This window comes from Acaryochloris thomasi RCC1774, assembly GCF_003231495.1.
In the GTDB taxonomy this organism is placed as follows: Bacteria; Cyanobacteriota; Cyanobacteriia; order Thermosynechococcales; family Thermosynechococcaceae; genus RCC1774.
Window position 1 is genome coordinate 1 of the sequence record NZ_PQWO01000006.1, and the last position, 13269, is coordinate 13269.

At 50.4% G+C, this 13269-nt stretch carries 18 protein-coding genes and 2 pseudogenes; 16 read left to right on the top strand and 4 right to left on the bottom strand.

The window, feature by feature from the left end; translation table 11 throughout:
• From C1752_RS11125 to C1752_RS11180, 14 genes and pseudogenes are all read left to right on the top strand, one after another.
• Positions 1 to 109: pseudogene (locus tag C1752_RS11125) on the top strand (IS1 family transposase); the annotation flags it as partial.
• A 47-nt stretch (positions 110 to 156) separates the two neighbouring features.
• Positions 157 to 546, top strand: coding sequence for a hypothetical protein (locus C1752_RS11130; RefSeq protein WP_110986153.1), 390 nt, complete (start codon positions 157 to 159; stop codon positions 544 to 546).
• 171 nt (positions 547 to 717) lie between these two features.
• Complete coding sequence (locus C1752_RS30255; protein ID WP_343192848.1) at positions 718 to 849, top strand: DUF4160 domain-containing protein; 132 nt, start codon at positions 718 to 720, stop codon at positions 847 to 849.
• Between the two features lie 3 nt (positions 850 to 852).
• Complete coding sequence (locus C1752_RS11135) at positions 853 to 1062, top strand: type II toxin-antitoxin system HicB family antitoxin (RefSeq protein WP_110986154.1); 210 nt, start codon at positions 853 to 855, stop codon at positions 1060 to 1062.
• A 35-nt stretch (positions 1063 to 1097) separates the two neighbouring features.
• The gene (locus C1752_RS30260; protein ID WP_370664150.1) at positions 1098 to 1289 is read left to right on the top strand and encodes a type II toxin-antitoxin system HicA family toxin; all 192 of its coding nucleotides are present in this window, start codon (positions 1098 to 1100) and stop codon (positions 1287 to 1289) included.
• A 75-nt stretch (positions 1290 to 1364) separates the two neighbouring features.
• Positions 1365 to 2141 carry a DUF4058 family protein gene (locus C1752_RS11145; RefSeq protein ID WP_110986155.1) on the top strand — a complete coding sequence of 259 codons (777 nt, stop codon included), beginning with the start codon at positions 1365 to 1367 and terminating at the stop codon, positions 2139 to 2141.
• A gap of 73 nt (positions 2142 to 2214) precedes the next feature.
• A complete protein-coding gene (locus C1752_RS28400; protein ID WP_158535067.1) occupies positions 2215 to 2361 on the top strand; it encodes a hypothetical protein in 147 nt (48 codons plus the stop codon).
• Positions 2345 to 2629 carry a DUF2442 domain-containing protein gene (locus C1752_RS11150; protein WP_110986156.1) on the top strand — a complete coding sequence of 95 codons (285 nt, stop codon included), beginning with the start codon at positions 2345 to 2347 and terminating at the stop codon, positions 2627 to 2629. Before C1752_RS28400 ends, C1752_RS11150 begins: the two co-directional genes overlap by 17 nt.
• Positions 2622 to 2883 (top strand): annotated as a pseudogene (locus C1752_RS30265) (DUF4160 domain-containing protein). Before C1752_RS11150 ends, C1752_RS30265 begins: the two are co-directional and overlap by 8 nt.
• 82 nt (positions 2884 to 2965) lie before the next feature.
• Complete coding sequence (locus C1752_RS11160) at positions 2966 to 3352, top strand: NDH complex assembly factor CRR9 (protein WP_158535068.1); 387 nt, start codon at positions 2966 to 2968, stop codon at positions 3350 to 3352.
• A gap of 113 nt (positions 3353 to 3465) precedes the next feature.
• Complete coding sequence (locus C1752_RS11165; protein WP_110986158.1) at positions 3466 to 5283, top strand: sodium:solute symporter family protein; 1818 nt, start codon at positions 3466 to 3468, stop codon at positions 5281 to 5283.
• A 115-nt stretch (positions 5284 to 5398) separates the two neighbouring features.
• Positions 5399 to 5956: a COP23 domain-containing protein gene (locus C1752_RS11170; protein ID WP_110986159.1), complete on the top strand. Its 558-nt coding sequence runs from the start codon at positions 5399 to 5401 to the stop codon at positions 5954 to 5956.
• A 37-nt stretch (positions 5957 to 5993) separates the two neighbouring features.
• Entirely contained in the window at positions 5994 to 6788 is a 795-nt protein-coding gene (locus C1752_RS11175; RefSeq protein WP_110986160.1) for a S1 family peptidase, read from the top strand.
• Complete coding sequence (locus C1752_RS11180) at positions 6785 to 8281, top strand: tetratricopeptide repeat-containing S1 family peptidase (RefSeq protein WP_110986161.1); 1497 nt, start codon at positions 6785 to 6787, stop codon at positions 8279 to 8281. The genes C1752_RS11175 and C1752_RS11180 overlap by 4 nt, the downstream gene beginning before the upstream one ends.
• A gap of 54 nt (positions 8282 to 8335) precedes the next feature.
• Here C1752_RS11180 and C1752_RS11185 read toward each other — a convergent pair whose 3' ends face one another.
• From C1752_RS11185 to C1752_RS11200, 4 genes are all read right to left on the bottom strand, one after another.
• Positions 8336 to 8803 (bottom strand): NAD(P)/FAD-dependent oxidoreductase, encoded by a 468-nt coding sequence (locus tag C1752_RS11185; RefSeq protein ID WP_110986162.1) that lies wholly within the window; start codon positions 8801 to 8803, stop codon positions 8336 to 8338.
• Positions 8804 to 8964: 161 nt separating this feature from the next.
• On the bottom strand, positions 8965 to 9285 hold the full coding sequence (locus C1752_RS11190; RefSeq protein WP_158535069.1) for a hypothetical protein: 321 nt from the start codon (positions 9283 to 9285) through the stop codon (positions 8965 to 8967).
• 512 nt (positions 9286 to 9797) lie between these two features.
• Positions 9798 to 10232 (bottom strand): hypothetical protein, encoded by a 435-nt coding sequence (locus tag C1752_RS11195; protein WP_146242327.1) that lies wholly within the window; start codon positions 10230 to 10232, stop codon positions 9798 to 9800.
• 264 nt (positions 10233 to 10496) lie between these two features.
• Complete coding sequence (locus C1752_RS11200) at positions 10497 to 11345, bottom strand: AraC family transcriptional regulator (RefSeq protein WP_110986165.1); 849 nt, start codon at positions 11343 to 11345, stop codon at positions 10497 to 10499.
• A gap of 279 nt (positions 11346 to 11624) precedes the next feature.
• Here C1752_RS11200 and C1752_RS11205 point away from each other — a divergent pair, with 279 nt between their 5' ends.
• Entirely contained in the window at positions 11625 to 12815 is a 1191-nt protein-coding gene (locus C1752_RS11205) for an MFS transporter (protein ID WP_110986166.1), read from the top strand.
• A gap of 55 nt (positions 12816 to 12870) precedes the next feature.
• On the top strand, positions 12871 to 13107 hold the full coding sequence (locus C1752_RS11210; protein ID WP_110986167.1) for a CDGSH iron-sulfur domain-containing protein: 237 nt from the start codon (positions 12871 to 12873) through the stop codon (positions 13105 to 13107).
• Positions 13108 to 13269 lie beyond the last annotated feature (162 nt).

A 13269-nucleotide genomic window follows, 5' to 3' on the forward strand; every position in this document is an offset into this window, starting at 1 on the left:
CGTCTCAAGATTGGTGCGCAAGACACTGTCATTCTCCAAAAAGCTAGAGAATCATATCGGTGCTATTTGGTACTTTATTCACCATTACAATCAATCCTTACCTATTTAGGACTACCCAAAAAAGAACTAGAAACTGCAGGCTTAACTGACGCAGATTTGGACCAGGAACTGCAGACTTTAGCATGGAAAGCCTACAGCCTGTGGGAGAAAAAATGTGTCAATCAAGTGGTAGGTATTTATTTCAACACCACAACACCACCAGTCCGTTGGCAGAAGTATGAAGCTAAAATTGATGGATTGACACAGGCCCAATGTGATGAGCTCTTTGAGCAGATTCTGCACTATACAGAAGAGTTACTAGGAACTTTAGACACAGCTATGTCGGCGTTCTTTCACGCCAACGACCTATTCCCAAAGATATCTACAGATCAGGCCAAGCAAGCACCACAACTGTCCACTCAACAACAACTCGATATTGCTAAGCTTGCGATTGCAATGGACCCGAAGCCCTACTGTAAACATAGTCTAGAGGGAACTGTAGCGTGAAGCTCGCGCATCCGTTTGGACGATAGCATCAGTCGCAATACTCCTCGGGTAAATCTATTGACTCAGAATTTTTAGGCGCCTTGAGTAACGCCGCTAATTGCGATCTCCCTCTGACCCATCATGTAGACACTTAGCCCTGAGATTGTTTACCTAAGCCAAGCAAACAAAGCTATAGGGAAACTACCGCCTCGTGTGATCGGTATGGTAGCAGAATGGGTATCCCTACATCAGAACGAACTACAGACCGATTGGGAACGAGCGAAAACCCTAGAACCATTAGAAAAGATAGATCCGCTGCCATAGTTTATGAATATATTCACTGCCGTTGTAGAAAAAGACTTGGATGCCAACCTCTATGTTGGCTATGTCTCAGGCTTCCCTGGCGCACATTCTCAGGGCGAAACCTTAGATGAGCTACAGAGCAACCTTTCTGAAGTGATAGAGATGCTTCTTGGAGACGAGGCAACGAGCTTTGAGACTGTGTTTTTATGTATACAGCAAATTATGGTTTCGTAATCATGGGCAGTATTCCTGTTCTCAAGCCGTAGGAAGTGGCGCACATCTTGGCCCATTTGGGCTTTAGCCAAGTGCGGCAAAAAGGATGTCATAAACAATTTCGACATCCTGATGGACGAGCAACAACGGTTCCCTTCCACGAAGGGCGGAATATCTCACCTAGATTGCTGCGGCAGATAGCGAGTGATGACGATAGAGGAGTTTTTGAGAGCGAGATAAAGCTTTAAGGGGGCCGAGCAGTTAGTGCGATCGCATACACTGAAAACAACGATTGACTAAACCCTTAGCCTTCACCTGTCGCTATGCTGTCCCCGTTCCCTGGAATGGATCCTTATTTGGAGCAACCAGCTCTCTGGCCAGAGGTTCATAGTCGGCTGCTGGTTGCGATCGCAGATAGTCTCGGACCACAACTGCGCCCCAACTATCGAGTGGCCATTGAGAAGCGCGTCTATGAAGACACCATCGGCAACTTGCTCGTAGGGCCACCAGATATCTCCGTGATTAAAACGCCTTTGCAAGAAGACTTACCTGCACATTCCAACCACACAGCGGTAATGGAACCTGTGATGGTCGAACTCCCCATGCCAGAGGAAATTCAGGAGCGCTATCTAGAAATCCGAGAGGTAGGTACAGGAATAGTCGTCACGACCTTAGAACTGATTTCGCCCAGTAATAAGCGGTCTGGAAAAGGACGACAACAGTACGAAGAGAAACGGCTCAAAATTTTGGCGAGTCAGACTCACCTGGTAGAGATTGATCTAATCCGAGCCTTCGAACCGCTACCAATGCTGGGCATAACAGGGACTTCACTTTATCGAATCCTTGTGAGTCGGGCAAACCAGAGACCCCATGCTGCACTTTATCCCTTCAATCTACAGCGTCCAATTCCGGCTTTCCCTCTACCGTTAAAACAGGATGATGCGGAAGTTCTCACTGAGCTGCAGCCCTTGCTCAATCAGATCTATGACCGAGCCAGCTATGATTTAGCGATTGATTATGATCAGGAGCCGGTACCTCCGCTATCAGATGAAGATACTGTTTGGGCCGATACTCTGTTGCGGGAGAAACAACATCGGTGAGGCATCGCTGCATAGGATTCTTGCAATAATGCTAATGGGACCAATTAATAGAAAGGGAGTTTAGCTCTAAATGATGCCAGAGATGCCCCAAGCGTTTAATGATTTGCTAACGCTGGAAGAATGTACGGCGATTGATCAGACATTGCTGCCAACTCGCGATCGCATACACTGGAATCACGTTCTGACTTCGCTCCTTCAGCAATATGCTCAAACCCGTTGAAGTAAAAGCATTGCCCAACTACAGACTATGGCTCCGATATTCAAACGGAACAGAAGGTGAAGTTGATCTTTCCGACCTAGCTGGTAAAGGCATATTCAAAGTTTGGGATGACTATAACGCTTTCGAGAACGTCCATATTGGCGAGCAAAGAGAAATCGCCTGGAGTGATCAAATAGACCTCTGCCCCGATGCACTCTATCTACGCTTGACCGGTAGGTCACCGGAAGAAATATTTCCAAGCCTTCGAGAAACCAGCGTCAATGCCTGAAATCAGCCGGTTTTATGGGCTTGTTATCAAAATGTATTTTTGCGATCACAACCCACCACACTTCCATGTGCAGTCTGGGTAAAGATGAGGCCATCATCAGCATCAATACACTAGGCGTTATAGAAGGGAAACTTCCTCCACGTATCATGGGTATGGTTTCAGAATGGGCATCCATGCATCAAGATGAGCTGCTAGCTGATTGGGAAAAGTCAAAGAATCTAGAGCCTCTAGAAAAAATAGCCCCATTACCGTGATTACACTTGCCTTGGTCAGTCGATCGTTTGGCTATGCTAGAAATAAAGCACAGAATCCCTAGGAAAAAGCACATCCACAATGATGCCAGAAATGCCCCAGGCGTTCAATGATCTGCTGACGCTGGAAGAATGTGCAGCAATTGATCAGACCCTGCTGCCAACTCGCGATCGCTTCTCCATTCGCATCACTGTATATAGCTGGCGATACTTATACAAGGTTAGTGCGGGTCTAGAAACAAAGATTGCAGACCTAACAACATCACAAATTTATAACTGGGTCGGCGAAGATCCAAAAATGGCAGCCACTGAAGGGCAAGGAGAAGAATTTGTAGGCTGGTTTGCAAATCTACTGCATTCATCCCTGAAGCCACTCCAGCAGGTTGCTGAAGCTAATGAGACCGATATTGAGACCCTTACGCTCGAACAAATCATCCATTGGTTCGAGCAGAAAGTTAAAACAACTTTGTGAAATAACGGCTTTAGCAACAGACTTAGTAACAAACAAAGGATATTCTTTTCAAGAAATTCAATAGGGCGCGTCCTGTGGCATGATGGCGAGAAGCAAATCGCCGGGGCATTGCCATGCAAACAATTGACTGGATTATCGTCGGGGTCTACCTCGTCCTCACCATTCTGTTGGGCCTCTACCTCTCCCGCAAAGCCTCTGGTAGCATGGCAGACTTTTTTGTCTCCGGGCGATCGCTTCCCTGGTGGCTAGCGGGAACCAGCATGGCCGCCACAACCTTTTCAATTGATACACCGTTGTATATTGCCGGCGTAGTTGCCAGCGGCGGAATTGCGGGCAACTGGCAGTGGTGGAGCTTCGGCATTGCCCACGTGATCATGATCTACGTCTTTGCAAGGCTGTGGCGACGTTCAGAAATTATCACCGATGCCGAACTGATTGAGGTGCGCTACGGCGGCAACATGGCCGCAACGCTGCGGGCCACGAAAGCCTTTTTGTTTGCCGTTCCTATTAACTGTATTGGCATTGGCTACGCGATGCTAGCGATGGTTAAAGCGATTGATGCATTGAATCTCTGGCAGAGTGTAGGCGTCGATCCCGGCGAAAACCTCAAAATCTGGAGCGTAGTGGGGGTCAGCATCTTTGTCCTGATCTATGCAGGTCTCTCTGGTCTTTGGGGCGTTGTGATCACCGACTTTTTCCAGTTTTTCTTTGGGCTGGCCGGAGCCATTGTTGTGGCTGCGATCGCAGTCAATCACATCGGCGGTATGCCGGAACTGATCCAACAGGTACAGGAGAAAACCCAGCAGGATGTTCTTAGCTTTGTCCCCGTAACCTTCGGGGGCGGCTCCTTCATGCAGTGGAGCGATGCAGCGGGCATTACACTCAGTACATTCTTAGCCTACATTTTTGTACAATGGTGGGCCTTTCGCCGCAGTGACGGCGGTGGCGAATTTATACAACGATTGGCCGCTGCCAAAACCGAAGAAGAAGCAGAGAAAGCGGCTTGGTTCTTCAATATCTTGAACTATGTGGTCCGCACTTGGCCCTGGATTGTTGTAGCCCTGGCGGCTTTGGTCATTTATCCCGACTCTGAGCTTTTGACCGCGGCGGGTGCTGTGGATCGAGAGCTGGGCTATCCCAAGATGATGCTCGACTTCTTGCCTCCGGTGCTGTTGGGGCTAACGGTGGCGTCACTGCTGGCGGCGTTCATGAGTACGGTTTCGACTCTAATCAATTGGGGTGCATCTTACTTAGTGAACGATCTATACGGTCGGTTTGCTCGCCCCAATGCCCCTCAGTCAGAGCTGGTTTTGGCAGGGCGCGTGGCTTCCGTTTTGATTACCGCTTTAGGTGCGATCGCAGCCTTCAACTTCAGCAGCATCAGTTCTGTTTTTGGGCTGGTGATTGCCATTGGCACTGGACCGGGCTTGGTATTGGTGCTGCGCTGGTACTGGTGGCGGATTAACGCTGCGGCAGAGCTAGCCGCCATGCTGGGGGGCTTCTTTATTGGTTTAGGCACTACCGTTATCCCTGTGATCACGATTGCCGACAACGGCATCAAGCTGATGGTGATTACTGGACTGACCGCCATTATTTGGATCGCGGTGATGCTTTTGACCCCACCGGAATCAGACGAAACGCTGAACAAATTTTATACAAAGGTGCGACCGGGGGGACCGGGATGGAAACGCCAAAGAAAGCAGACGGGCCTACCGCCCCTTCAAGACTTAGGAAAAGATCTGTTGAGGGTCTGTGCCGCGCTCTTGCTGCTCTTTGGAGCTATGTTTGCCGTGGGTGGATTCCTGCTCTTTAAGGTTGTGACTGGCTGGGTTTCTTTGGTGATTGCCGTTGTGGGCTGGATCTGGCTGCGGCAGCTCAACAAATCTCAGGCACCGCCCATGCCTAGACCCGGTCTCAGTGATGGGGCTTGATAGGCGTAGGGAACTATTGATCCATCGTCACAGTCAACTATGGCGGGAAAGATTTCGCAAATGCGATAATAGCTGTAATAGCTCGACCTTGGTAATTGATGGGGTTAAATAGACGATGAAATTGGGAAGAATTGCTTCAGTTTTGGCGTTCTCTGCGCTGACCTGTGCAGTGGTGAAATTGCCTGCGGCGGCTGCAGAACGGCGTTTTGCCTGTGGTAGCAGTAGCGGCGTACCCGCAACCATGGCAAAGACATCACGGGGCTTGGTTCCGGTTATTAAATGGACCTCTAGCCATTTCAGTAGCTCGGGCTATTCACCCCTAAGACGCTGCCAGATTGTCTCTGACAAATTCCAGGAGTATTACGAAACCGGTCAACTCAACTACCTCACCACCGGTCGAGTGAGCTACCCCAATCAGGTGGATTATCAAAATGTCGTCTGCGTCGCAAAGGCTCGGCTAGGAGCCTGCAACGGTGTCTTGTTTACCCTCAAACCAGGTAGCAATCCAGGTCGCACACTTCAGCGGTTAATGGATGTTCGCCTGCAGGCATCTGGCCCGCTGAACGAAACCTCTGGGCGCGTTTATATCGAAATGGAGAAGTTCTTAAACGAAGCCCCCGTCGATCAAAATGCTTCTGCAGATCCGAATGCACCCACAACCGGACTGTGGTAGGCCGATCTCGATCTTCAGTGAATGACATCGATCAGCAATGAGACAGATCCGTCAGTCAGCACGGCTCGCGATCTTTGGCAGCGTTCTGTCTGCAGTCACTTTGCTGACGCCTGCAGTTGCGAGTGATGAAATTGCAGGCTTTCTAGAGTGTCAGGCTCTGTATCGCAGCTCAACGACAGGGTCCTACAGTCCGTCGTTATTGAGAGGCTATGCCCGGGCGATCACTGTCAAAATCCTGACGAGTGACCAGTGGAGTTCTGGAATTCTGATTCAGCGACAGAGCGGGCACTACACGGTTCTCACCAATCAGCATGTGCTGCGAACAGGAGAATCCTATCGGATCCAAACCTTTGATGGGCAAGTCTATCCGGCGGCTGTTCATGCTGAGCTCGGATTCACCGAGACTGATCTGGCGACGCTTCGCTTTCAAAGTGATCAGAAATATGCGATCGCAACTCTAGGTTCTTCGCTTTCGTTACCAATGGGTACCCCTGTCTTTGCAGCGGGTTTTCCCAATACGGGACTCCCCGTATCTACCCCAGGCTTTCAGTTTACTGTCGGTCAAGTTTCACTGGTGGCACCCAAGGTTTTAGAAGGGGGATATCAAATTGGATACACGAACACAATTGAGAAAGGCATGAGTGGAGGCCCCGTTCTTAATGCTCAGGCCGAAGTAATCGCCATTAACGGCATCCATCAAGAACCACTTTGGGGCGCTCATCGCTTCGCAGACGGCTCAAAACCCCCGGCGAGCCTGCAACAAACGCTCATCAATTCTAGCTGGGCCATCCCTATTGAAACCTTTATCAAGTTGTCTACAGAGCTTCTATGACTTTTCCCACAAGATTGCTGGCCATGCTGATGGTGCCCGCTGCAGTGGTCTGTACACAGCAGGCAATGGCCCTGAGTCCGGCAGAAATCAACGCCATTGCGAAAGGCGCGACAGTCCGCCTTGAGGGCAAAGCCTCGGGTTCGGGCGTCATCATTAAGCGGACCGGCGACGTTTACACAGCTTTGACCGTTGCCCATTTGTTCGCGTCACAGAAAAACATCACCGTTGTGACCTCCAGCGGCCAATCTCGCACCGTTTCTCCCAGCGCCATTCGACTGCTGCCGGGGCTGGACCTAGCGATTTTTCAGTTCGCTAGCTCTCAGGACTACCCAGTAGCAAAGCTGGGCAATTCGGATCAGATTAAGGGCAAGGTTTATGTCGCGGGCTACCCACTTCCGACAGCGGCACTGAACGAGAGCTTCTACAACCTAACCACTGGAACCGTCACGGCAAAGGCACTGCGCGCCCTTGAAAATGGCTACGCGCTGCTCTACTCCAACACAACGCTGCCAGGTATGAACGGTGGTCCTGTCTTAGACAGTGAAGGGCGGCTGGTCGCCATTCACGGGCTAACCGACACGCCTGAACCGATTCAGAAGCAAAGCATTAACCCGCAGATCTATACCCACACAGGCTTCAACCTGGGGATTCCCATTAACGTTTTTTCGAGCCGGATCTCAAAAGCGGGCCTTAACTTGAATCCTTTGCCGAAAGAGCAGCCTAGCTCACCGCCCACTGCCGATGATTACTACGTGCGGGGAGGTGCCTTTTTACAGCGGGGTGATTACAAGCAGGCGCTGGCGGACTACGACCAAGCGCTTCAACTGCGCCCCAACTTCGCTGAAGCTTACAGCAATCGTCAAAAAATCTACTTTTGGCAGGGGAATTATCAGCGAGCTGTTGCAGACGGCGATCGGGCAGTTCAGCTCAATCCGAATTTGGACACGGCCTATATTTTTCGTGGTTTTGCCCAGGCGAAACTGGGTAACATTCAGGGGCAGCTTGCCGACCTCGACCAAGCGGTGACCCGCGCCCCCAAGTCGGCTGCAGCCTACAGCTACCGCAGCTATGCCCACTATCTACGGAGCAACTATCCGCTGGCGCTAGCGGATGCCGAACGCGCGGTGAAGCTAGATGCCCAGTCTTCTTGGGCCTATGCGGTGCGAGGGATTGTCCAATCCAAGTTGGGTAGAAAACAAGAGGCTTTAGATGACGGCAGCAGCGCTATTCAGTTTGATCCCGGTGCCGTGGATGGATGGTTTGCCCGCGCGATTATTGCTCTGAACCTCAATGACTATCAGAATGCGCTGAGCTCTGTTGATCAGGCTATCAAGCTCAACCCTAATTTCGCCGATGCCTACGTAACGCGTGCTGAGGCCCATTGGCGGATGGGGAATCGGCAGGATGCGATCGCAAATTTAGATAAAGCAATTGCCCTAGACCCCAACAATGTCAACACTAAGAGAGTGCGTCGATCCTTAGGAAGCTCCTAGGCTTGAACAGAAGCGTTCTTAGGCCGCTGCGATAGGCCCACTCTTCCCGTCGCTCTAACCCAAAAACTTCTCAAAAACTTTGTCTGTGAGCCATTGGGCACCCGCTTTAATTTTGTAGCCCGGTAGCGGCAGCAAACTCAGATAGGTTGCTTCTCGAACCAAATGTCCGACGCGCCCCTTGACCTCAATCGGGCCAAAAATTTCTGCTGCGCTCTCGCCCATCCCTAATTTCAGGAGCGTTCCTCGCAAAGAAACATCAGCAGGACTCAAGGATTTATCCTCAATGAGAGCCGCAATGTTATCGGCAATGTCTCTGCCTTGCTGATAGGCAACCTGAGCGGTATTGGGCTGTGGATTTTCAGGATCGACGGTACAGTCTCCAGCCGCAAACACGTCGGGATAGTCCGGGAGCTGGAGGGTTGGCAAGACTTTAAGCCGCCCGTTGCGATGGTCTCCGACCGGCCTTCGGCCATCGCGATTTTCTTCCGCAATATTTAGCCCTGAGACGAGAGGATTAACCAAAGTTCCCGCTGTCCAGACAACAGTGGAAGCCTCCAGTCGATGCTACTGATCGCCAACCTTGTATATCACCTCGCCCGGTTCTACTGCGGTCACGGTTGCATTCTATGTATAAATTAACGGACCGCTCCTTCAACGCGGCACAAGCCGTTTCTCTCAGCTTTTCATTGCCTACACCTGCAAGAGTTTCGTCGCCCCTCTGCAGCACCAGAATATTTAGCTCTATTGGGTTGCCCCCCAGCGGCATACCATGTCGGCGGTAGGTCAGCCAGGGTACTTGCCAACTCCACCCCAGACGGACCGGCACCAATGATAGCAATCGTGAGATGCTTTTGCTTTTGCGGCTCGATCTGAGTTTGATAGGCAATCTGTAGCGTTTTGCGGAGGTGTTTCCCCAGTGCGATCGCATCGTCTCCGATACGGAATGAGAAAGTATGCTCACGCGCGCCGGGAACCTGGAGATACCCCATTGTTGACCCAAGCACCAAGACAAGCTAGCGGTAGTTAAACGTCAATCCCGTCTCAGTTTTGACTTGTCGCTGCTCTAAATCAATAGAGCTAACCTCATCGAGAATAAATGCAATATCTCAGTCGGCCAGCAGTTCATCATAGTGAGGCCAAGTCAGCTCAAGATTGCGCTCGCTGGTCAGCAACTCATACTGCATTGGCTTGAAAAGGAATCGTCAACTGCGATCTATCAGTTTTCTCGGGCAGTCACAGGACAGCCGATGCAAATGGAGTGCGGTGAATAGCCCCGAAAAGCCGCCGCCGAGAATTATAATTTCGTGGTTGAGATCAGCCATGCCTTCACTTTGATTTATTACTTTTTTTCAATTCACAATTTTCTGCAGACAGAAGTGCTGTCAAACAGTCTCAAGGCAAAGCCAAGTCATTAAGTACGAAATCAAGGACCGCAACATCGCTCCCCAGATCGCAGGACAGCTCAACAACCTGCCCCTAAAAAAATGGACCTGCAGTGAGCAGATCCGTTTACGACCTAAAAGAGATCTTTGAAGAATTGGTTAGTGTCATCAGCCGCCTCACCAATTGCATCTCCGGTATCACTAGCGGCGGACTCAGTGGCGTCTACGGCATCATCCACGGCCTCTCCTGTTGCTTCAGCACCGTCTTCGATGCCTTCTCCCGTATCTTCAGCCACATCTTCTGCGGTGTCGGCTGTCGCTTCAGCCCCTGTATCAACACCGTCTCCAACATCATCTGCTGCCTCTTCTGCGTCTTCCTCGGCTTTGTCCAGTCCAGCCCAGAGGCGAGTGAAGCGGGTATCTAATTGAGTAGATGCTTGTCTTAGCTCCGCTTCAGATTCTATCGGTGCATTAACTTTCGCATAACCTGCCTCACTTAACGTCAGGGAAGCAAGGCCAATTACCAACGTAGTGGTAGCTGCTTGAGCCATTTTGGGGATAAGTTGCATAGAGCGAACCTCTGTTTGATCTTTAGGCTGGGTCAAAAACCCGTACCATTCTAAGCTTAATGTTTATTCATATTTATCAGCATCTTCATAAAGATAGAGACAAAAAGTCCAGGATCTCTATCTTTGAGTAGAGCAGGGAAGCAAATAGTGGCAGAGTGACCTTGTTATTAGCATTGTTTGCCTCTTCAGTTCCCGCCGTCATGCACGGTCTCTACTGCGGGGCTTCCTTGCTTGGAAGCTGCTGCTTCAACCCAAGCAGAAAAACTAACGAGCTTGGTGCCGATAGTAGCTTGGTGTCACTCCCACCTGCTGACGGAAGTGCCGGGAAAAATGACTTTGATTAGCAAAGCCGCTAGTTAGAGCAACCTCCACTAACGACAGCTCCGGATCCCGAAGAAGCTGTTTTGCCTTCTTGATACGCTGTTGCAAAATATATCGATAAGGGCTGGTGCCAACAGACTGCTTGAACAGTCGGCAGAAATGATAACGGCTTAGATTAGACGTCATTGCCAGATCATCCAGTCGAATAGACTCCTGCAGGTGAGCCTCAATATAGTCTCGCACTCGCGTTAACTTGAAAGCCGATAGTCCAGAAGGCTTAAATTGCTGAGCTGATGGTTGCCAAGAGTATCGCTTGAGCAGATGGTTCGAGAGCGCATGGAGCAATGATTCAGCATAGAATCGATCTCCCTCTTCTGAATCCGCTTTCGTTAGCGTTGTACTGATAGCTTGAATCAGCGAATCTGACTGGAGTACTACAGGTTTGAGAGAATGATTGGCTGTCCGCTCACCGCTTTGATCAACAAATTCAGGCCGCAGATACAGGATGATAAATTCGGACGGCTCATCAACGACTGCGGAATGCATTACACGCGCAGGTGTGATTGCGATACTACCTGCCGGTAATCGCTGCATTTGGTTATAGCCATTGGAAGGCATGTTGAGCCAAGTACTGCCGCCCAAGGAAATAAACAGAGCGTGACTGGCATGATCATGCTCAGGAATCGTTTTCGCTAAACAATTAGATTGGTAGCGAAGTGATCCAATGCCTGACCATGTTTGCTTTCGTAAGCTGGGGGAACGCAGTGGGGTCTGACGAGCGTTTGTCTTCAATCACACACCTCCTGAGGCTAATGTCGTCATAGTAAATCAAAGTTCTGGGTCTAGGGGGCAAGGATTACCGTACGTTATCAGCCTAGCTTTGGCCTATTTATTCTAAATGAAAGGTTTCTGAAGGATTGCCAGTGAACACAGGAGTATTGCCCATCGAACTCGCAATGGCAAGATTGTGAAAAATGCCACAAGAACGGACAAGACGGATAAACAAGGTGCAGGGTAGTGTCTATTTGACCGTGTGCGATCATCTTCGGTTGGCCTCAGGCCATCGCAACTATGCCCAACGCTTGGCTCGTCAAAATTACGCTACTGCTGGCAAGTACCCTGACGGTAATGTCTGGGGCAACCATCGCGCCTTCCCTACCGGCGATGCAGGACTATTTTGCGGAGGTCTCGAATGCAGACTTCTGGGTCAAGCTGGTCTTGACAATTCCGGCCTTATTTATCGTAATCGGCTCTCCCATAGCTGGACAGCTCGTCGATGTTATCGGTCGCAAGCCGTTGCTGATTGGCTCTGCCCTTATCTATGGCTTTGCCGGTGGCTCAGGCTATGTTCTTGATTCTCTGTTTGCCATTCTAGGCGGACGTGCTTTATTGGGCCTTGCCGTGGCGGGAATTATGGTCAGCGCCACCACCTTAATTGCTGATTACTTTAGCGGTGACCAGCGTGCCAATTTTATGGGTTTGCAGGCTGCCTTCATGGGATTTGGTGGAGTGCTGTTTCTCTCGGTAGGTGGCTTCATAGCCGATCTCAACTGGCGACTGCCGTTCTTGATCTATTTGTTTGCGTGGCTATTGTTGCCCCTAATGGTACGGGTTCTCTATGAGCCTGAGAGGATTCCTGCTGCCAGTGATCAGGGTGGACAGGCCAACGTTTCCTCCCTGCCAGTCAGGTTGCTGGTTTTAATCTATGCATCGGCGCTGTTGATGCAGGTGGTCTTTTATTTGATTCCGACACAGCTTCCGTTTTATCTAAAGCAGATTGCGGGAGCAGATGCGGCTCGGAGCGGACTTGCGATCGCACTGTCTACTCTCTTTAGCGCCATCGCCTCCCTCAACTACGGCAAAATTAAGCAGCGCTTCAGCTTCATCACTATTCTGGCTCTAGCCTTTAGTCTCATGGGTTTAGGCTATATCGGGATTGGCCTCGTTGGTACTTACGGGTCAGTTCTGCTAGTGCTGGTCCCGGCAGGCTTAGGTTTAGGGCTATTGATGCCCAACCTCAATGTCTGGACCTCCAAAGAAGCCCCCGATCATCTACGCGGACGCGCCTTAGGCGGACTCACAACCTTCTTTTTCCTCGGTCAGTTTCTGTCCCCCATTGTTTCTCAGCCCGTTAGTCAAAGCATGGGCTTGACGAAAACCTACGGACTATCGGGTCTGCTACTGGTTGTTACTGGTGCAGTTTTATGGATCTCAAAAAAACAGATTTGCCGCTTCGTCGCCAGTGCGGCTGGCCAGTCATGAGACTCAGTTTTCATGACTGGCCTCAGCTTTCAATTCACATTCAAAGGAGAGCCCAATGACTGAACCAACTATTGCTGCTAAAAAGCCTGCTGTCTTGACCCTCGAACCCGGCACCTATGCATGGTGTACCTGTGGTTTATCTGAAAATCAACCCTTCTGTAACGGTTCCCATCAGGGAACAGACTTCACACCCATGACCTTTGAACTTGATGAGGAAAAACAAGTCGCGCTGTGTCAGTGCAAGTACACCGAGAACCCTCCTTACTGTGACGGCAGCCACGCAAAGCTCTAATCATGCTGCAGTTGCGAAGCAATCTAAAGAGCCCCCAAGCTCACAGTGCTAGAAGGCTTTAATCCGTCATTGTTGACTGAGTAAAAGTCAATCAGATTTTGAAGCTAAATCAAAAATGTATGCCCCCCAGCCCTACAGAATTAAGGGGCCAGGGGGGGGCCT

Bases quoted from the DNA above. Each gene is read 5' to 3' on its own strand.
- C1752_RS11205 (WP_110986166.1), top strand. From the start codon at position 11,625: ATGCCCAACGCTTGGCTCGTCAAAATTACGCTACTGCTGGCAAGTACC.
- C1752_RS28400 (WP_158535067.1), top strand. From the start codon at position 2,215: ATGCCAGAGATGCCCCAAGCGTTTAATGATTTGCTAACGCTGGAAGAA.
- C1752_RS11195 (WP_146242327.1), bottom strand. From the start codon at position 10,232: ATGCAACTTATCCCCAAAATGGCTCAAGCAGCTACCACTACGTTGGTA.
- C1752_RS11135 (WP_110986154.1), top strand. From the start codon at position 853: ATGAATATATTCACTGCCGTTGTAGAAAAAGACTTGGATGCCAACCTC.
- C1752_RS11175 (WP_110986160.1), top strand. From the start codon at position 5,994: ATGAGACAGATCCGTCAGTCAGCACGGCTCGCGATCTTTGGCAGCGTT.
- C1752_RS11210 (WP_110986167.1), top strand. From the start codon at position 12,871: ATGACTGAACCAACTATTGCTGCTAAAAAGCCTGCTGTCTTGACCCTC.
- C1752_RS11150 (WP_110986156.1), top strand. From the start codon at position 2,345: ATGCTCAAACCCGTTGAAGTAAAAGCATTGCCCAACTACAGACTATGG.
- C1752_RS11180 (WP_110986161.1), top strand. From the start codon at position 6,785: ATGACTTTTCCCACAAGATTGCTGGCCATGCTGATGGTGCCCGCTGCA.
- C1752_RS11145 (WP_110986155.1), top strand. From the start codon at position 1,365: ATGCTGTCCCCGTTCCCTGGAATGGATCCTTATTTGGAGCAACCAGCT.
- C1752_RS11170 (WP_110986159.1), top strand. From the start codon at position 5,399: ATGAAATTGGGAAGAATTGCTTCAGTTTTGGCGTTCTCTGCGCTGACC.
- C1752_RS11165 (WP_110986158.1), top strand. From the start codon at position 3,466: ATGCAAACAATTGACTGGATTATCGTCGGGGTCTACCTCGTCCTCACC.
- C1752_RS11160 (WP_158535068.1), top strand. From the start codon at position 2,966: ATGCCAGAAATGCCCCAGGCGTTCAATGATCTGCTGACGCTGGAAGAA.